The following is an 18,608-nucleotide window of genomic DNA, read 5'->3' on the forward strand; positions in this document are numbered from 1 at the left end:
GCTAGGTGGTGCGTCACCTCCCACGGAAGCGTATATGGATATCAACTACTGGAACAAAATTTGCAAAAACTATCAAAGCGAGGTGCTCAGCGTATTCGACAATGACCTACACGGCCTTGTAAAGCAGCGCGTCGGAAAAATCGCCCAAGAAGAAGAAATCGAGCGTGCAGCGGATATCGGGTGCGGTGTTGGGCGTTTTACACCTTTGCTTGCCGAGCAGTTCGAAGAGGTCGAAGCGTGCGATTTGTCTTCCGTTGGCCTGAAGAACGCGAAACGTCGCTGCAGTCAGCAGGACAACATTAATTTCTATCAAGTCGACCTGGTCAGCGAAGCCATCCCATTCGCCCCGGTGGATTTCGCCTTCTGCGTCAACGTGCTTATCATGCCGTCTCTTGACCAACGTCTTAGAGCGTGGCGATCCGTGACGAACCAAGTCAATCGCGGTGGAACGCTTCTTTTGGTCGTACCGTCGCTAGAGTCCGTGCAAATGGAGTTCTACAGCAATGTTGAACGCCGGCTCAGCGATGGGGAAGGCTGCGGCGAAGCGGTTCGCAATAGTATCGATGAAAAAGCGCGAGCTTCCGACTTGAGGCTCGGGGTGCACCAACTCGACGGAGTTCGCACCAAACACTATCTCAAAGACGAAATCGCCCAAATGCTGGAGGAACATGAATTCGAAATTCAGGAAATCTCAAAACTCATGTATTCCGAAGACGAACATACGCATTTCTCACAGTGGGACTGGCTGGCTACCGCCACCAGAAAATAAAGATCGTCTGATTACAGAAGGTCGCGGCCTAAGCCCCTGCACCTCGGATTGCTTGCGCGACGCGCTGACATTAGCTGAAGGAGCGAACAAATTCGCCCAGATCCCGCACAAAGCCTGATCATTGAGTTGCATGGCGAGCCGGAAATGGCGAGACTCGCCTCCTGAGCCTACCTGTTACCTTCGAGCCTGATCCTTACTATGCCTGAAACCAATTCCAGCTCCAACCCGCGCGGAAAGCTTTCTCCCAATCAATGGCGGCTTATCGGCGCCGCCCTGGCAATCCTCAGCGTTACGATCATCGCCTTCTTCATCCTCGGCGTTTTCAACTTGCTGCGGGATTTCATCGCCACCTTTTCAGACGTTCTTTGGCCACTCGCCGCAGCGGGCATTCTCGCTATGATCTTCCGGCCCTTTGTAGTGTTTTTGCAAAGACGGGCAAAGTTTAGCCGCACCTGGGCAATCGTAACCCTCTTCCTCGTGGCCGCCTTGTTCTTGGCCGGCGTCCTCCTTTTGGTTGTTCCCACTGTGGTGGACCAGACCGTACGTTTCATCGAGTACCTTCCAGACCTCTTCCAAAGCCTTCGGACCGCGTTCGCCGAAACCTATCCCAAGGTGGTAGAATTCGCCAACGAGAAGATTGGGCAAGAGAACTTGCAGCGGGTGCAATCCTTCCTCACCGACTCGGCTTCCTCGCTTCTAGGCAAGTCGGAACAAGCGATTGCCAATATCGGCAGTTTCGTTTCCCGGGTCCTAGCGATCGGCACAGGACTGGCAATCATCCCAGTCTATCTCTTCTTCATGCTGGAAAGCCGCCGCAGCCTGATTCGCGACCTGAAAAAGCAACTCTCCTTTATCCGAGACGATTGGCGGGACGATATCCTTTTCCTGACCGAGGAGTTTATTGGGAGCGTCGTATCCTTTTTCCGCGGACAAATCATCATCGCCTTTATCATGGGAGTTTTGCTGGCCTTAGGCTTCATGATCATCGGCCTAAATTTCGCTATAATTCTTGGCCTTGCCATCGGTTTCCTGAACATAATCCCCTACTTGGGCAGTATCATTGGCCTAGGTATCGCTCTCCCTCTGGCCTATTTCCAGAAAGACGGAGGCGGCACGGAGCTACTGCTTTTCGCGATAGGCGTTTTTGTCGCGGTGCAAATGATCGAAGGCTACCTGCTCACGCCGCGTATCATGGGTAAGACAACCGGGCTCCACCCCATGGTTATTATCGTGGCCATTTTCTTCTGGGGCACCGCCCTCAATGGCGTCCTAGGCATGATCCTAGCCATCCCCCTCACCGCCTTTTTCGTGGTCGCCTGGCGCTTGGCAAAACGCAAGTACTTCGACCACCTGAGAGAGGCTCAAAGCTCTACTTCGGAGAGCTAGGACTTCCCCGACTAGATCGTTTGCGTCTGTGTTGTATTCGCACGGCAAGCACGTTTAAACGACTCAAGCTTCCTTCGAGCTTAACATTCTCGAGCTAAGCTGCGTCCACAAAAACGGGAGACTTGGGCAAGCGAGGACTTCGCCTCGGAGCCGAAATTCCACCGACCTTGGGATGGAACTTCTAGCGTCCCCTTGGCATATGTCGTGCTCCCCGCCCGCATGCCTTTCCAAGCCACTCCTGAGTTAGCCGCCTTTGTCCGGGACCTTCCCAAAACAGAAACCCACCTGCATATCGAAGGAGCTTGCCCCTTCCAGCTTCTGAAACAGCTCGACCCCATCAAGCACTCCCAGCCGCCCCCTTTTTGGGCAGATGACTTTCGCTATCGCAGCTTCCAGCAATTCATGGACCTCTACGTCCAGTACTGCTCCGAATTTTACACCGACGCCAAGCGATTCCACGAAGCCGCCAAGATCATCCTTAAAAACTGCGTCGACCAGGGTTGCCGCTACGTCGAAACAAGCTTTCACCTTCCGACCCTACTGTACCTCTCGGACGATGGTCCCACCATCATCGACGCGATCCGATCCGCAGCCCCTGCCGAGCTCGAGCTGCGCATATTCGCCGGCATGTGCCACAATGACTACAAAGACGCCGGCAAAGACCTGATCGATAGTTGCCTGACTTGGGAAGGACTGGATGGCATCGACCTTCACGGTCCGGAAGACCTTCCTCTCGAACCTTGGACCGCTGACATCTGGGAAAAAGCGCGCCTCGCCGGTAAGTTCACCAAAGCGCATGCAGGGGAATTCATGGGCTCGGACTTTGTCGATCGCGTCATAGACGACCTAAAAGTCACCCGGATCGAGCATGGAGTCCGCTCCATCGAAAACCCCGCTACGGTCGAACGACTCGTCCGGGAAAACATAGCTCTCGACGTCTGCCCTATCAGCAATCTCAAACTTGCGGTCGAGGGGATCCCCAGCATGAACCGCCACCCCATTCGCGAACTCTTCGATGCAGGCGTACTTCTCACCGTAAATTCCGACGACCCCTTTTTCTTCGGGAACAGTCTGAGCGAGGATTACTACGCATTGGTTCAGGAGCTCGGCTTTTCACTCCCTGAGCTAGCCAAACTCGCTGCCAACGGATTCCAAGTCGCCCTTCTTAGCGAAGAATCGCGAGCCTCCTACATGAGCGAGCTGCAAGACTACTGTCGACTCCACGGCATAGAGCTGTAAGTCGCGTCCAGAGCGATTTGAATACAAAATCCAACGATGAAGGAGCGAACGTATCGAAACTTTCGCTACTTGTCCCGTGAACATCCTTTTAGAAATGCGGCAGGCTAAAACAAAACGACAAGTGAGCGTGTCCTTTAGTATATACAGAAAACAAATCGCTTATCCTAAGTACTTTCGATTCGAAAAACAATGGCCCAGACGTCATGCAAAAAAGAGCACGGATTTAAATTTCCGTACTCTTTGCGAATCTCAATCGAGATGCGTTGCGTGATTCTCTAGACGTTTTCAACATCTGTTGCGAATTGAGAAATGAGTGCAACAACGATCAATATAGAATAGGCGATAACGAGCGTCATTTTAATGTTCGGTTGGTTGTTAGATTTGGATTAGCGATCTTGTACTAACGAGTACCCAACCGGCCCCAAAAGGTGACAGATTTTTTGTATAATTTTCTCTCGTGCCCTTTTTCAAAAGAAATGACTCCTTGGTGTTTTACGGAGGCGGAGCTCAAATCTATCTCAAATTGTAAAACATAGAGAAGTGGCGAAATGTCCATTGGAACGCCCTAGCCTTCACTTAGCTGAAAAACACCTCACTTTAACCGCAACCAGATAGTGGATACACCCCAACAGCGGCTGAGTGCATTCATCGAAGACTTATAGGCAGTGCGCATCTGCATCGATTGGCGTATGGAAAACTGATTCTTGGGTAATTCCCTTACCTAGGTGGGAGCGAATCAAACAGTAGTCATTAGAAACATTTATATACGTAAAGGGTGAAGATCGATTTACGTAAATGAACTAGACAGAATCGAGGCGATACTGGTAATCACTTAGTCTTCACAAACCTGAAACTCTGCTGCTCTGCCTAACCCCAAGTCAGCAAGCCGCGGACACATCCCCCTCCCCTTCAATGCGTTCTGCTGTATTCGCACTCCTTTCTCTATTTGTTCTCACATTCTGCTCTAAAGAGCTAGCCGCCCAAGATCCCAGTGTGTGGACTGACTTCGATATAAAGGGCGACATCGCTTACCTCCTCAGGAAGTCTCCCTCCCAAGTCATGCGATACGACCTGGCAGAGGAGGAATGGCTCGACCCTATTTCTTTCGAAGACATTCCGATCTCGATCGCTATTGACGACACTCACCTTTTTGTAGCCTACGATCGAAGCGTTAAACGTTACGATCTGGACGGCTCCAACGAGACACATGTCACGAATACGAGCTCTACGATTCTAGACCTGCTCATCGACGGTACGGTGCTTTTCGTTAGCCAAGACAGCTCTCTTTACATCGACTCTGCGAGCTATAACAAATCGACATTCGCCGAAATCGACACGTTCGAAAACTATGTCGCCGGTATCGCGGGCCCCTCACTAGCACCCTCTAAGCGCAAAATCTTCGGCCGCAGCAGAGGCTACAGTCCATCTGACATAAATTACCTCGAGTACGACGCCGACGGAAACTTCATCGGCTCCGGCGAAAGCCCCTACCACGGCGATTACCCTGGAGCGTCACGAACCTGGACCTTCCCCGACGATTCCAAGGTCGCCGATGATAGCGGCACCGTCTACAATACAGCAGACCTAACCTATAATAACTCCTTCGGAGCTCAGCTTACCGCGTTGGCCTTCTATGGGAACGATGTACCAATCGCTCTAATCGAAGATACGCTATATTCGTACTCGAACACACTCCTCGAGACCGGCAGCTACGCTCTCACAGTACCCTCGCCGAAGGACATCGTAGTCGTGGGAGAGAAAGTCATCGTTTTCTATGAAGACAGTACGCTGCCAACCAAAGTGGGCGTCACCTCTGTTTTGCTGACCGATCTCGGAGCAAATGAGCCAGGCGAAGCGATATCACCGATCGACCTTCCCTATGAGATCGATGATACCACCATCGACAGCGACGGTATCCTATACCTTCTAAGCAAGGCGCACAGCAGCCTCTTCCGCTGGGACACTGTTGACCAACAGTATATCGAGACCATCGCACTCCCAGACGCGTGTACCATCATCGAGTACAGCCCCTCTCAAAACCGCCTCTTCCTCTACGCTCCTCCTCGTAAGATCTATTTGATGGATCTAGATGAAGCCAGCCCGACCCCAACACACTTCATCAACGTTCCACTCCAAATCGACACGCTCTTACCCATGGGCTCCGATCTACTGGCACTCGCCAACGGAAGTTGGGATAGCCAATGGCTCTACGACCAAGATGGAACTTTACTCAATTCCTCCATAACCTGCTGCTACCATGACTACCACGCCTACGACGAAAGCTCCAACACGCTCTACTACGATAACTACCAAGTAGATTACCTCGGCAACGGCGAATTCGGCGAACCACAAAGCGCAGGCCAATACGGCTTCAACCCCATTGCCCTTTCCCCGGACGGAAAACTCTTCATAAACGAGAATGGAATTATCTTTGGCGCAAGCAGCCGCGAACAAATCGACGTTCTGTCAAACGACATCCAGGCAGCCCTCTGGAATTCCTCAAAGACACTCTTCACGGTTGAAAAACCTGCTTACGATGATCCACAGCGAGAGAGTCAATCCATCCTACAAAAGTGGAGCGAATACAACGCGATCGATGGGGAGGCTAAACTCGAAGGCCTCTTTGTGGACGCACACATGCATGACGATAAAATCACAATCGTCACTACCTTGAATGGCACGCCACGCTTCAACGTCTTAACGAGCGACCTCGGGATTGCAGCCCCTACAGCTATCGAGCCACCAAACCTCGCTGTTGAAAAATACTCGGCCACCGCGGCAACACTGACATGGAGCGACGTATTCGGCGAACAAAGCTACATTCTTGAGCGAAAGGCTGACAACGGAGCTTGGGCCACGATCGCTACCATCGCCTTTGGAAACACCCGCTATACCGACGTCACTCTAACTACAGGCAAAACATACAGTTTCCGGCTCAAAGCGATTAACGGATCCATCTCGTCCAATTACTCGGCAGCCGTCAGCATCGATCTCACTAGCGTAGTCGATACCCGCATTGATCCTAGAACCATATACTTCATTCCAGACGACGAGCTTCTGGGCGAGAATGACATACTCTACCTACTCTCAAAGGAGAACCAAAGCATCTTCACTTGGGACGCCCGTACTTGTGAGTGGGGTGTCACCATTCCACTGGAAGGTCAGCCAAATAGCTTCACCTATTCCCCCATCAACAACGCTCTTTATACCAGCTACCCGGACGGAAAGATCTACAGCATAAGCCTCGCCGCTGAGAACCCGGTGGAAATACTGTTCGCAGACGACACAAACGAAAACGTTACCACCGTTATCGCAGCTGGTAGATTCTTGGCATCTTACTCGAGCTCCGGAAGCTTCACTATGCACGACGCGACCGGCACCCTCGTAGAATCATCTTACTATCATTATAACATAGCCGGAGGGGTTTGGAATCAGTCCACTCACAAAATCTACCACCTTCGTGATGGCATTTCGCCAAACGATCTCCTCTGGGATCAGATCGAGGAGGACGGCACGATCGGCGAGCAAAAAGACAGCCCTTACCACGATAGTACCGGCATTCAGCATCCGGTTCGAGTCAACCCCCAGGGCAGCGTCGTCATTCTCGGCTCTGGGCGTATTTACCAGGCAAGTACGCTCGAACAAATCGATGTGCTAAGCACTTCCCATATCGATGCAATCTGGATCGATGGCCGCCTCTACACTCTGAAAGAGGGTAAACTCATAGCATGGAACCTCACTGCCTACACCGAATATAAGTCCATCACGCTCGACGATACCGGTTCACGAATATTCTCCACACAAGAGGGTCAGATCGTTCTCGTATCCAAAAACCAGGACCAGATTTTCCTAGACCTTATCGACAGCGAACTCGAAACAATCGAAAAAGCGTCCCCCTCCGCACCTTCAAGCTTACGCACTGAGCCACACTCTGGCGACGGCATACGTATCACTTGGGATGACGTCACTGGTGAGACCGGCTACATGCTGGAGCGGAGTTCGGACGGCAATAATTGGGAACAAGTCACCACCACCGATAAAAACGTTACCGCAGCCGCAGATACAAACGCTCAAGTCGGAAACACTTATCACTATAGAGTCAAAGCGCTCTTCAGTGCGTCTGATGTCGTTTCTCCCGTTCTGCAAATACAACTCACCGCCCCGGACCAAGTAGAAATCCCCTCGCTCACTCCGCTATCCGAATCGGCCATTCGTATCGAATGGTCCGAATCCGCCAATGCGATTGGATACAAGATCGAGCGAAGTACCGATGGCACAAGTTGGTACCTTGTCGACAACCTAGGCTCAAACGCGCGTTCCTACGAAGATACGGACCTTTATCGAGGTACTACCTATCACTACCGAATCACTGCCATCGGCATGGCCGGACTCGCAGATCCAAGCGCAAGCGCAAACGCTTCGACCCTAATCGATCCCCCCTCCAATGCCCCCGATTACCTCGATGTCTTCTCCGTATCCGCTCTCCAAGCGGAAATTCGATGGGGCTGGTCATATGACGCAGCTGGCTATAGACTTGAACGCTCCAAAGAAGGAGGTGACTGGATCGTGATCGGCGAATTTCCATACAACGGAGAAACCTACACAGACAAAGACCTTGAGCCCGAGACCTCCTATCGGTATCGCGTTTTTGGTTACAACAACGGTGGAGATTCCCCCGCTAATGTTTCCCCATCCATCACCACTCTGGCACTAAGCCTTCCTTCTTCGCCCACTCTACTGACCTACCAACTGAGTACTAACGAAGTCGCCATCAAATGGTCTGCCGTATCCGAGGCGACTTCATATACCATTTATCGTCGCAATGAGGGTTCTACAAGTTGGGGCGTACTGACTACCGTCGATAGGTTCACGATTGAGTACATTGACGATACAGTCAGATTAGGAAACGCTTTTGAATACACGGTAACCGCAGGCAACGACGTCGGAGAATCGGCTCGATCAGAGACCTCTGCGACAACGATAAACAACATAGCCACAGTGCTGGCTCTCGATTTCGAGGAAGATTCAGATTTATCCGAAATTACCTTCTCAGGGTACCTCGAAACTAATCCCGACTCACCGAGCGGGCGATACGTCGGTTTCTATTACAGCCCCATATACCTATATATCATGCCGCTTGACCTTGATTTCGGTGGGTCAATTTCATTCGACATTTTCTATGATTCGATACCTCCCAATCGGGTCACGCTGCAGTATTGGGATACGACAACTCAATCTTACAAAACCTTTCATACCCTCGATATCAACAGCGATTGGGTAAACACCTGGCAGAACGTTCAAGTTCAAATCCCTGAAGAGGCCGCATCTGATTACACCATGATCGCCATCGGACAAGAAGATGGCTACTCTTATTCGAATATCAATATAGACAATCTACTAGTCTATACCAATATCCCGGACGCTCCAGAAGCTCCACCCGTCGTTACTACGTCTGCAAATCCAGCCGGAGGCATAGCCCTATTCTGGCTGCCTAGCGAGCGCTCAAGAGGCTTTCGCATTGAGCGTTCCACAGACTCCACAAATTGGGAGACCATAGCCGAGCTCGGCAGGGATGTTTCCCACTACATCGACGAAGAAGCAACTGGTGCCATCGCCTACTACTACCGTGTTTTTTCCCTTAACACAGGAGGCGATTCGACTCCGGTCACGACATCCAGTTTCGAACCCAACGACGAAGTAGCCAACGCTTACCAAGCGGGCATAGAGAGCGTTACAGCAAATCCGAAAGAGTACGGACTCCAAAAATTAAATACAGTTTCAAACGTCTACTTCGAAGTCGCTCAGGATGTATTCTTCATCAACGGTGATCTGCTCACGATACCATGGACTGTCTATCGAAGCGAAGACCTCATCAACTGGACCCGACACAAGGTCGAAACCAGTGTCAGTCCCGGTGAAGAAGATTCCGAGGGCTCCCATTTCTTCCGCTTCCAGCCCGGAGATTAGAGTTCCTCGGAAAGTGCACGTTAAAAATCGACCTTGTTGTATCGTTAATCCTACTACTACCCCAGAAAACTGTTTCTAATTACACCTCTTATCGGCTGCTAAGAAATAAGCATCGGGGCCCGATGGCGCCTGTGTTGCTCGGCTTCGCAGTGGTAAAATGAAACAAGAAGGCAACTACTCAGGAGAGACGAAGGGGATCGTCTCGCTTTACGGAAAAGCGGGCTGCCAAGGGAACGCCCGTCAGGTGAAACAGCTAAAATCGGCGGGGTACGTCGTGCAGTTCATAGATTTGCTCAGCCGCAAACTAGAGGCGAGCGAACTCACCAAGTTCACTTCGGATCGACCACTGCACGATTGCGTAAACCAAAGAGCCCCGCTCATCACCTCCGGCGAATTCGACCCCTCCACACTGGACGAAGACGACTTGCTTCAAGCCATGGTGGAAAATCCGATTTTGATCAAACGCCCGCTCCTCTTTTACCGCGGCCACTTCGCTTGCGGCTTCGATCACCCTCTGGTCGAGCAACTGCTCGGCGAGACTCCTCCCGAGCTGGGTTGTCAGAAACATGACGCCTGCAACCACAACTAGATTAGACATGCCCAAACAAACCGGCCTTCGCCCCCTCTACCTCGTCAACGAACTCGCCAAAGCAGTTGGTGAAGAAGTCACATACGCCTACGACGACCTTGCCTTCATCTCCCATTCCGAGGTGCTGGTGCAATTCGTCGAAAATTCGGAATCCGAGGCGCTCCTGCACTTCTATGTGCACCAAGATTTCGACGAGGAGGTTTTCGCCGCTAAAAAGGCCAAGTACGAAATCGCGGCTAGCAAGCAGGGAACGACCCTTATTTGCCAAGGGCGATTCACGCTCAACGCCAAAGAGGACTCCGACGAAATCGACCTCCAGTTCTTCCCCCTCGCGAGCAGCGAAGCGGCCGCAGCTAACAATTGATACGCTTGGAGCCCTTTAGCGGGTTCTCGGCGCCCAATCGAGGCACCATCGCTGAACCGCATCCACAGCTTCAGGAAGTGGAGGTGTGCCTCCAAATAGTCGCGATCGTCTCATATCTATCCAATGGCGAGCCAGAGTTTGCCACCCTCATGGTACCGTTCGTCGATTCGATCCTCCACAAGCGGCCGCCTATCATAGCTTGCACCCAGGCGTGCCCCGCCTCCCCGGGCTTGTAGTCTGGGCTCACGCCGATGCAAATCGCGACCTCCTCGATTCCAGACGAGATAAGGAGCTCCGCCAATAGCAAAGACTTGTCAGCACAGTCACCCTCGTTGCGACGCAAGGTATCGTCCGGCAAGCCCCATCCGTGCGTTTGCCTAGCATACGGGATTTCGCCGACCTGTTTGGTGAATTCCTTGGCTACCCTGTAAGCATCTCCCAAACCCTGTCGGGAATGGACTTCAACTCCATTCAGATAGTTCTGAAGCCAGCGTATTTCTTCTGGGTAAATACGCCGTGCGTCCCCCGCTTCTTCAGTAGAATCAGGACTCCAGCCACCTTTGGATACTTTCGCAACTGATCTCAATGCGTTCTGCGACTTCGCATGATTAATAGGGCGAGGTCTTCTCGAATCATCGATAGTGAACTCGATTTGGGGATGGGCCTGAAATTCGGAGTCCTCAGCAATCTCAATAACTGGATAGTCCGCCACATAACTATCGCTCCCTTCCACAATGCCTCTGCCCTGTTGGTCCCACGCCAAGAAATTCTTGGCCAAAAATACTAAGCCAAGAGCTAATCCTAACCAAACGATAAACCAAATTAGCTCCCTTCCCGAAGGCACAAGCTCCTTTCTCTGACTCGATTTCGACATAATAAGAAAAAATATAACTAAGTATTTTTCGGCATATACGAATCAGGTTTTACTTAATTCACATCGAACCATCGTTGACATAATCCTCCCTGGAAATCCGCGGCTAACATAGATTCTCACCAGATCTGGCACGCTTCGTGAAATGGTGGCATGCAGGCGGCCCGAGATAGCCTCGAGGGAAAACTCTCGATGCACTTCGCATGATTCGCGGCCGCAAAACCTAAATTTTGCAACACCATGAGTCATTCGCACGATCACTCGCAAAGCAAAGGACTAAAGAAGCGCCCTCTACTCTGGAGCGTTGCGATCAACCTCCTCCTCTCAGTCTTCCAGTTCATCGCCGGTTTCATCTCGAACAGTTCCGCACTACTCGCTGATGCCCTACACAACACAAACGACGCGGCAGCTTTGGTAGTCGCTTTTGGTTCGAGAAAAATATCGGGCAAACAAGCGAACGCACGTTTCACTTTCGGATACCGCCGAGCGGAACTGATCGGGGCAATCATCCAACTCACCGCTTTGATCATCATCGGTTTGTTCCTCGTCTACCACGCCGTTCAACGTTTCAATAGTCCCGCACCGATCGATAGCCACTGGATGATCCTAGGTTCCACCATCGCTATCCTCATCGACCTCACGACCGGGGCTCTTTTGTGGGCAACTTCGAAAGGCAGCCTGAATATGCGTGCTGTCATGCTGCATAATCTCAGCGATGCCGGCTCGTCGATAGCCGTCCTAGCAGGCGGTATAGCCCTTTACTTCTTCGGCTGGAGCTGGATCGACCCTGTCCTGACCTTAATGATCGCAGGAGGAATCATCCTGACCTCCTACAAGCTGCTAATGCAGACAAGTCGGATCCTCATGGAAGCAACTCCCGAGGGAGTTGACCTCTCATCTTTGAAACAAGAGGCGGAAAACCTAACCGGAGTGAAAGATCTTCATCATGTCCATGTGTGGGAGGTAGACGAGGACCATAGAGCTCTAGAAGCCCACGTGGTAATTCATGATGAAATCGCTCATCGACAAAGCGTTATAAAATCTCGCCTGAAGGACCTCTTCGAGAATCGATTCGAAATCTCGCACTCCACTTTGGAATTTGAACGCTCCTCCGAAGCCTGCCGCGGCAAGAGCGCCAAACTGGTAGCTGCTCACTAAAGGCGATGATGCCCTAACCGTTAGTTTCAGGAGAGAAATCAACGCTCTCTTCCTAGGAAGCTGCGTCTGATTCGGAGCAAATCAGCTTAGCTCCTGTCGAAACGAAGAATATAAGCCAACCTCGCATACTATGAGAATACCAACGTTTCTGCTCGCCGCTGCAGCTCTTATTTTCGGGTCCCAAGCCCAAGCAGCCAAAAAACAGGTCCTCGATGCAAAGATCGAGCAGGCCATCGAGGACTTCCAAGAAGTTTCCGGTGCCGGAGCTCGCTTAGCCGAGGATGCAGTGGGCATGCTGGTGTTCCCAAGCGTCGGAAAGGCCGGTCTCGGAGTAGGCGGCGAATACGGAGAAGGCGCTTTGTTCGTAAACGGAGAAAAAGTCAGCTACTACAGTACGGCTAGCGCCTCGATCGGTTTCCAAGCCGGCGTGCAAAAACGAAGCCAAATCATCCTATTCCTGGAAGAATCTGCCCTCGAAAAATTCCGCAACGCGGACGGTTGGGAGATCGGTGTTGATGGAAGCGTCGCCATAGCAAACATCGGCGTGGGAGAGGAATTCGACTCCAAATCAATCAACGAACCGGTGGTCGCTTTCGTGTTTGGAAACAAGGGCTTGATGTACAACCTTTCTCTCGAGGGCTCAAAGCTCACCCCAATCATTAAGCGGTAAGGCAGCGATGCCACGCCAAGAGGAGTGGCTCAGGCTCCCTCCCGCTAGGAGAGCCGCCTTCTAAATTCGTGAAACCTTGCATAGGGACGGCGATGGAATTTTTCCTGTTCCTTTTTGTGAAAGCGCTTATGGGAAAGGACTGTAGCTAGTATAAAGACCCTAAGCGTTTTGCAAAACCAGATAAAATTCATCCCAAACAAGGAGGAGCCAGGGCTAGACAAGTTGTCTGACGCTGACCTTGTTTCCCGATGTCAGCAGGACTTGCCTGACGACATTGAGGCTTATCGCGAGCTTGTGGAGCGCTACGAAGGCCTAGTGTACAACTTTTGCGTCAAAACAATAGGATCCCCGCAAGATGCTGAGGAAGTCGCACAAGACGCATTCATCACCGTCTTCCACAAGCTCAAGCAATTTGAGGGCAAATCAACCTTCAAGACTTGGCTCTACAAGATTGTCCACAATTCCTGCCGAAACCGGATATCTAAGCTCGCTCGAAAACGCCAAACGCAAGAGGCCTACGAGGACCACATGAAGGGCGTGCAAAACAACCAAAGCCTGACAAACCGACAAAAGCTCGATAACCGAGCCCATATCCAAGAGGCCCTCACACTGCTTAAAGAACAGGAAAAAGAGATAATAACCTACAAATTCATTCTCGGTATGACCCTTCAAGAGATCGCGGACACTCTCAATCTAGGGGAATCCGCCACAAAGATGCGATTCTATCGAGCAATGGAATCCTTCAAGGCTGCCTACGAGCGGTCAGGGAAGGAAAAGCCTGCCCCTATCACCCCGAAACCGTAAGAACATGGACAACTTAAATTCCATTTCATTCAACGAAGCCGAACTGCTGATGCTGTTCGAAGAGGCGGGGCTTACCGAGCAAACTGAAAGCGACACGGAACGCATAAAGAAAGTTATCGAACGCAGCCTGCACGAAAAAGCGATCAAAGATACGGCATCCTTCGTATTCCAAGGATTCCCTGCTGCGATCGTGGGCTTCGTAGCCGTGGCAGCCAACGCAGTCGGTGACAAGAAATCAGACTACCGCGCCTAGCGCTTGCCAACTGCCTAAAGATTTTTCAAACCCGCCACCACATGATACCCATCGCCGCCGCCGAATTTTCGTTTTCAGGATTCTACCTCGAGGTCAAAACCGCCCTCACAGAAATGGCGAACGACTTCGCCCAGTTTCTTCCCAAGCTTCTACTAGCCCTCATCCTACTAGTAATTGGATACGCTATAGCGAAAGTCCTTTCCAAACTGGTCCGCATCGTATTCGAAAAACTGGGAGTCAACAGCCTCCTGGAAAAATCCGGATTCACTGGCCAACTGCAACGGGCTGGCATCAAAGCGAGCCCTGGCACCTTCATAGCCTCCCTCGTCTTTTGGGTCACGATGCTATTTGTTATCAAGATAGCTGCCCAATCGGCCTCGATCCAGGATATCTCCGACATTATCATCGCCATCATTTCCTTCATGCCCAACGCCATCACGGCGGGCTTGATCATGCTGTTCGGATTCATCGCGGCAGATATTATTAAAAACGCCGTCTTCAACGCGCTGGACCAAATGGGCCTGGAGTACGCCCGCACTCTCTCCAAGGTCATCTTCGGATTTATCTTCGTCCTAATCCTCACAGTCGCTCTATCGAAAATAAATATCCAGACGGAGCTATTGAACGCCACGGTTCAAATCCTCTTGGGATCCCTCGCCCTAGCGCTTGCTCTCGCTCTGGGCCTCGGGCTAAAAAGACTCGCTGGCAGCATCGTATCGGGCGTGTATTCACGAGACATATACAAGGTTGGAACCGTCGTAGAATTCGAGGGCGAAGACATGACGATTTCAGGCATCGGCCCTGTAACCACCAAGTTGAAAAGAAAAGACGGCGGCTTCGTAATCGTCCCCAACGAACGCCTTATCTCCGAGCCTGTTCGCGGCCGATCGGCCGAATAGCCGGCTTCGCGCATACTTTTATCCATAAAAAAACTACGGTATCAGCCGTAGTTTTTTTGTGACCATTTTTGCGATGAGAGAAACCAAAGGGAGCTTTATGAAACAAGCTTCCTTCCAATCCCTTCGCTCGAACATCACATTGGCCCTTTTCTTGGGCTTAGCTATTCTTTCCGCAAAATTTGCGATCGCCCAAGTCGGGGTAGCTCCGACAGCGGAAAGCTTCTCAACGCAAAACGCATCCCTTTCCGGCCCCCAAGCCGTCGATTCCGATCAGAAGGATATCAACGGGTGCGCCTCTTCCTCTGCCGGACGAGGCTCGACTGACACTTAACTGACTTAAACAGCCCCCCGAAGGGGTGAGCAGTCCAGTATTGGCAGAACCAGATTTCGCGAAAGAAGAAGGCTCCAGGCGTCCAACTCGATCCTATGACGACTTCGCGAAAGCAGCTGGTTTTTGTGACAATCCCGAACGACCTCGCCTCTAAAGGGGGCTGACCAGAATCTCGCCCGCACGAAGGGCAAACTTGTCTCCCATTGAAAAACGCCACGACCAGAACCGAGTGCTCAGAAACAGTCGCAGAATCCCGACCTCGCAGGCCTTCCCTCAAGTCGTCAAACTCAGATTCTGCCCACTCTCGTATGCCATTTGAAATCTCTTGGGAAAAACAGGGATTCCACATCCGTTTCTTCGGCCACATTACCGAAAAAGAGCTACAGGCCAAAAACTGGGGGTTCTCCAACAATCCACGCTGCAACTCCTGCAGCTACCAGATCGTCGACGGTTCGAAAATCGAATCGATCGAACTCTCAGATTTGGAGATAACCTACCTCGCCTCGAACGACGTAGGCATGGATTTCTACTTGAGAAACATCTACGTCGTCCTCGTCGGGTCCCACCCAGAGCTCAAGAGAATCTACCGCCAATACGTCTCCACCTGCCTGAAAACGGATATGAGCTGGAAGTACCATATCTGCGACACCGTCGAACAAGCTCGCTCTTGGCTAACGGAATCCAAGCTCTCAAAATGGCAGGACCAAATGGCGAAGCTCAAGGAGCACCGGAAGGCGAACTCTTAGGTCCGCCCTCCCCCGTTGAGAGAGACGAGAGCGAGTGTAATCCCGACCGCCAACAGCCTTGGACCTTCGAGTTTCTTTATAAGCTAGCCAGCAAGGATAGGGAAGCTCCGCGACTGTAAGCGAAATTGCTGGCCATCTTTTGTTTCGGAGGCTTGATCAATCCCCACTTTTGCGTGATCACCTGATCTGCTCACCACTCTCGCCAAGCAGCCATCGCCAGCCGTGAAAATTTTGGATAGTAAATACATAGTCGTCGGGAACTCCTCGGACGACCCCTTCGCAATCGATGTCGCCTTCGGCATGGGCCAGCTCCAAGACGTCGCTGATCAGATCAGCATGAAGCGGTTTGCGAACACAGAGTTTTGCCCGCGTTTCATTTCCGACGAAACGGATTTTGACCGAATCGGCCACAAAATGGACGGAAAATCGATCGTGATCGTGAGCGCCAGCAGCTTGGGCATGAGCCGCCAGAGTTTGGCCATGCGCACATTCATGATCGCCAGAGCGGCTAAGGAAAACGGAGCGGCGGAGGTCATTTTGGTCGAGCCTGACCTTTTTTACAGTGCTCAAGACCGGGGTCCCAGACCCGAGTTGGGGGATCCCAATAGCGATCGAGACAGGAAGGATCTGAAAAAATTCGACGGCCAGCCTTTCACGGCCAAGCTTTATGCCGAGCTACTGAAGCTTTCCGGAGTGGATGCGGTTCTTACCGTGCACAACCACTCCAAAACGGTACGCAAGATGTTTACCGAGGTCTTCAACGGCCGCTACCACGACCTCATCCCCTATGAGATCTACGTGGACTACTTCCTGAACTCCAACATCGTGAACTACGGGCCCGAAGGCGAAGGACTTGCCCTTTGCGCGCCGGATAAGGGAGCTCGCGAATTCGTTAAGGAAATGTTCGCAAAGCTCGGGCTTCCAAAAGCCAAATTCGTTCTCCTCGACAAAGAGCGTACCGGCGAACGAGAGGTCCAAATCAAGCTCCACGCTGAGTCCGAGACGACCTTCGAAGATATCCACGGCCATGACATAATCCTCTTCGACGATATGGTGCGTACCGGGTCGACCGTCGTGAAATCTTGCCAATTCCTCAAGCAGATCCAACCCGGCAAGACCGTATTCGCAGTGAGCCACTTCTATGCGAGCGAGGAAGGGCGCGTCAAAATGGCCAACACCGCCATCGACGAAATCCTTACCCTAAACACCATTCCGACCATTCTGAATAGAGATGTGCAGGGTCGCCTCCGCAAGAAGCTGGTAGTACTGAAGATCGAAAAGTGGCTCGCTATCAACCTCTGCCGCATCCTCAACCTCGAGGAGCCGGAGGGTGAAGACGACAGCCTATACCAGATCGACATGTCTTCCAAGAACGCCCGCTGGAAGCGCAAGATCTGGCTCAGCGAGCAGCTCCGTACTTTGCACAAGCCCTCTTGAGGCTGCTGATTTCCTAAAACCAGTCCCCTATTCTCGCGTTCGAGTTAGAGAAGCCATGTCCAAACTGTACTTTTACTACTCGTCCATGAACGCGGGCAAATCCACCAACCTGCTTCAGTCCAGCTTCAACTACCGGGAGCGGGGCTTGAATACGATCCTCTACACGCCTGAAGTGGACGACCGGCATGAGCGGGGAAAAATTCGCTCTCGCATCGGACTGGAATCGGACGCCAACCTTTTCAATGAATCCACCAATCTCTTCGAGGAGGTGAAGCTGAGTTTGGAAAAACAAGCCTGTCATTGCGTGATGGTGGACGAGGCTCAATTTCTGACCAAGCAGCACGTTTTCCAATTGGGCGAAGTCGCAGACCGCCTGGACGTGCCAGTGCTCGCTTTCGGGCTACGGACCGACTTCCAAGGCGAACCCTTCGAAGGATCGAAGTACCTTATGGCTTGGGCAGACGATTTCCGCGAAATCAAAGCGATCTGCTATTGTGGCAGAAAGGCCACCATGGTGGTCCGTATGAACGAGGCGGGGCAAGTGGTGACCGAAGGTGCCCAAATCGAAATCGGGGGGAACGATAAGTACGTTTCCTTTTGTCGAAAGCACTTCAAGGAACGCTTCTACGGCGAAAACCGCTAAACACCGCCACCGAGCAAACCAGATCCCTTCCACGAGGACAAGGCCCCCTAAGCCTTGCCTTCGCCTGCATTTTGCAGGAAGCCCAGCCCATCAGCCATGCGAACTGCGGATAACAAATGGGAGCCTCCACTGGAAATTGGCCAGTTTTCCCCTTTATTCAGAGGGAGCGGCCTTCGGTGAACAAATTTCGGGCAAGCTGGCGCAGCGAATGCGAAAGAGAGTTAGAAACTGTAAACAAGGCCTAACACCAGGCTCCTAACCGCAACAACCGTACAACCATGCTAAGTTACTCGATTACATTCTTCATCCTCGCACTCATCGCTGCAGCCCTTGGATTCTCCGGAATCGCAGGTGCGGCTTCTTCCATCGCCCAAATCCTCTTCGTAGTCTTTTTGGTCGTGTGGCTAGTATCCATGATCTTCGGACGCGGACGAGCCCGCTAAACTCGAGGTTGAGAAGACATCTTTAATGCGGGGCGAAGT

17 protein-coding genes are annotated in these 18,608 nt (G+C 51.8%); 16 read left to right on the forward strand and 1 reads right to left on the reverse strand.

What is annotated here, in order from left to right; translation table 11 throughout:
- The first annotated feature begins 34 nt into the window (after positions 1-34).
- The 6 genes from H5P27_RS11060 (at position 35) to H5P27_RS11085 (ending at position 10,314) form a co-directional block, all read left to right on the forward strand.
- Positions 35-769 carry a class I SAM-dependent methyltransferase gene (locus tag H5P27_RS11060; protein WP_185660450.1) on the forward strand — a complete coding sequence of 245 codons (735 nt, stop codon included), beginning with the start codon at positions 35-37 and terminating at the stop codon, positions 767-769.
- Between the two features lie 198 nt (positions 770-967).
- On the forward strand, positions 968-2,155 hold the full coding sequence (locus H5P27_RS11065; protein ID WP_185660451.1) for an AI-2E family transporter: 1,188 nt from the start codon (positions 968-970) through the stop codon (positions 2,153-2,155).
- 192 nt (positions 2,156-2,347) lie between these two features.
- Complete coding sequence (locus H5P27_RS11070; protein ID WP_221774682.1) at positions 2,348-3,394, forward strand: adenosine deaminase family protein; 1,047 nt, start codon at positions 2,348-2,350, stop codon at positions 3,392-3,394.
- Positions 3,395-4,306: 912 nt separating this feature from the next.
- Entirely contained in the window at positions 4,307-9,361 is a 5,055-nt protein-coding gene (locus tag H5P27_RS11075; protein WP_185660453.1) for a fibronectin type III domain-containing protein, read from the forward strand.
- A 157-nt stretch (positions 9,362-9,518) separates the two neighbouring features.
- On the forward strand, positions 9,519-9,950 hold the full coding sequence (locus tag H5P27_RS11080; protein ID WP_185660454.1) for an ArsC/Spx/MgsR family protein: 432 nt from the start codon (positions 9,519-9,521) through the stop codon (positions 9,948-9,950).
- Between the two features lie 7 nt (positions 9,951-9,957).
- A complete protein-coding gene (locus tag H5P27_RS11085) occupies positions 9,958-10,314 on the forward strand; it encodes a hypothetical protein (RefSeq protein ID WP_185660455.1) in 357 nt (118 codons plus the stop codon).
- Between the two features lie 70 nt (positions 10,315-10,384).
- On the opposite strand, the gene H5P27_RS11090 is transcribed toward H5P27_RS11085, so the two are convergent.
- A complete protein-coding gene (locus H5P27_RS11090) occupies positions 10,385-11,188 on the reverse strand; it encodes a transglutaminase-like domain-containing protein (RefSeq protein WP_185660456.1) in 804 nt (267 codons plus the stop codon).
- A 237-nt stretch (positions 11,189-11,425) separates the two neighbouring features.
- On the opposite strand from H5P27_RS11090, the gene H5P27_RS11095 reads away from it, so the two are divergent.
- The 10 genes from H5P27_RS11095 (at position 11,426) to H5P27_RS11140 (ending at position 18,569) form a co-directional block, all read left to right on the forward strand.
- Positions 11,426-12,343 (forward strand): cation diffusion facilitator family transporter, encoded by a 918-nt coding sequence (locus tag H5P27_RS11095; RefSeq protein WP_185660457.1) that lies wholly within the window; start codon positions 11,426-11,428, stop codon positions 12,341-12,343.
- A 130-nt stretch (positions 12,344-12,473) separates the two neighbouring features.
- A complete protein-coding gene (locus tag H5P27_RS11100; protein ID WP_185660458.1) occupies positions 12,474-13,013 on the forward strand; it encodes a lipid-binding SYLF domain-containing protein in 540 nt (179 codons plus the stop codon).
- A 168-nt stretch (positions 13,014-13,181) separates the two neighbouring features.
- A complete protein-coding gene (locus tag H5P27_RS11105) occupies positions 13,182-13,817 on the forward strand; it encodes an RNA polymerase sigma factor (protein ID WP_185660459.1) in 636 nt (211 codons plus the stop codon).
- A gap of 4 nt (positions 13,818-13,821) precedes the next feature.
- A complete protein-coding gene (locus tag H5P27_RS11110; protein ID WP_185660460.1) occupies positions 13,822-14,070 on the forward strand; it encodes a hypothetical protein in 249 nt (82 codons plus the stop codon).
- A gap of 41 nt (positions 14,071-14,111) precedes the next feature.
- Positions 14,112-14,969: a mechanosensitive ion channel family protein gene (locus tag H5P27_RS11115; protein WP_185660461.1), complete on the forward strand. Its 858-nt coding sequence runs from the start codon at positions 14,112-14,114 to the stop codon at positions 14,967-14,969.
- 97 nt (positions 14,970-15,066) lie between these two features.
- Positions 15,067-15,300, forward strand: a complete 234-nt coding sequence (locus H5P27_RS11120; protein ID WP_185660462.1) for a hypothetical protein — start codon at positions 15,067-15,069, stop codon at positions 15,298-15,300.
- A gap of 308 nt (positions 15,301-15,608) precedes the next feature.
- A complete protein-coding gene (locus tag H5P27_RS11125) occupies positions 15,609-16,046 on the forward strand; it encodes a hypothetical protein (RefSeq protein ID WP_185660463.1) in 438 nt (145 codons plus the stop codon).
- A 222-nt stretch (positions 16,047-16,268) separates the two neighbouring features.
- A complete protein-coding gene (locus tag H5P27_RS11130; protein ID WP_221774683.1) occupies positions 16,269-17,483 on the forward strand; it encodes a phosphoribosyltransferase family protein in 1,215 nt (404 codons plus the stop codon).
- 55 nt (positions 17,484-17,538) lie between these two features.
- Positions 17,539-18,126 (forward strand): thymidine kinase, encoded by a 588-nt coding sequence (locus tag H5P27_RS11135; RefSeq protein WP_185660464.1) that lies wholly within the window; start codon positions 17,539-17,541, stop codon positions 18,124-18,126.
- Between the two features lie 278 nt (positions 18,127-18,404).
- A complete protein-coding gene (locus tag H5P27_RS11140; protein WP_185660465.1) occupies positions 18,405-18,569 on the forward strand; it encodes a DUF1328 domain-containing protein in 165 nt (54 codons plus the stop codon).
- Positions 18,570-18,608: the final 39 nt, after the last annotated feature.

This window comes from Pelagicoccus albus (genome assembly GCF_014230145.1).
Classification (GTDB): Bacteria; Verrucomicrobiota; Verrucomicrobiia; order Opitutales; family Opitutaceae; genus Pelagicoccus; species Pelagicoccus albus.

Bases quoted from the DNA above. Each gene is read 5' to 3' on its own strand.
- H5P27_RS11060 (WP_185660450.1), top strand. From the start codon at position 35: ATGGATATCAACTACTGGAACAAAATTTGCAAAAACTATCAAAGCGAG.
- H5P27_RS11065 (WP_185660451.1), top strand. From the start codon at position 968: ATGCCTGAAACCAATTCCAGCTCCAACCCGCGCGGAAAGCTTTCTCCC.
- H5P27_RS11075 (WP_185660453.1), top strand. From the start codon at position 4,307: ATGCGTTCTGCTGTATTCGCACTCCTTTCTCTATTTGTTCTCACATTC.
- H5P27_RS11080 (WP_185660454.1), top strand. From the start codon at position 9,519: ATGAAACAAGAAGGCAACTACTCAGGAGAGACGAAGGGGATCGTCTCG.
- H5P27_RS11085 (WP_185660455.1), top strand. From the start codon at position 9,958: ATGCCCAAACAAACCGGCCTTCGCCCCCTCTACCTCGTCAACGAACTC.
- H5P27_RS11090 (WP_185660456.1), bottom strand. From the start codon at position 11,188: ATGTCGAAATCGAGTCAGAGAAAGGAGCTTGTGCCTTCGGGAAGGGAG.
- H5P27_RS11095 (WP_185660457.1), top strand. From the start codon at position 11,426: ATGAGTCATTCGCACGATCACTCGCAAAGCAAAGGACTAAAGAAGCGC.
- H5P27_RS11100 (WP_185660458.1), top strand. From the start codon at position 12,474: ATGAGAATACCAACGTTTCTGCTCGCCGCTGCAGCTCTTATTTTCGGG.
- H5P27_RS11110 (WP_185660460.1), top strand. From the start codon at position 13,822: ATGGACAACTTAAATTCCATTTCATTCAACGAAGCCGAACTGCTGATG.
- H5P27_RS11115 (WP_185660461.1), top strand. From the start codon at position 14,112: ATGATACCCATCGCCGCCGCCGAATTTTCGTTTTCAGGATTCTACCTC.
- H5P27_RS11120 (WP_185660462.1), top strand. From the start codon at position 15,067: ATGAAACAAGCTTCCTTCCAATCCCTTCGCTCGAACATCACATTGGCC.
- H5P27_RS11125 (WP_185660463.1), top strand. From the start codon at position 15,609: ATGCCATTTGAAATCTCTTGGGAAAAACAGGGATTCCACATCCGTTTC.
- H5P27_RS11135 (WP_185660464.1), top strand. From the start codon at position 17,539: ATGTCCAAACTGTACTTTTACTACTCGTCCATGAACGCGGGCAAATCC.
- H5P27_RS11140 (WP_185660465.1), top strand. From the start codon at position 18,405: ATGCTAAGTTACTCGATTACATTCTTCATCCTCGCACTCATCGCTGCA.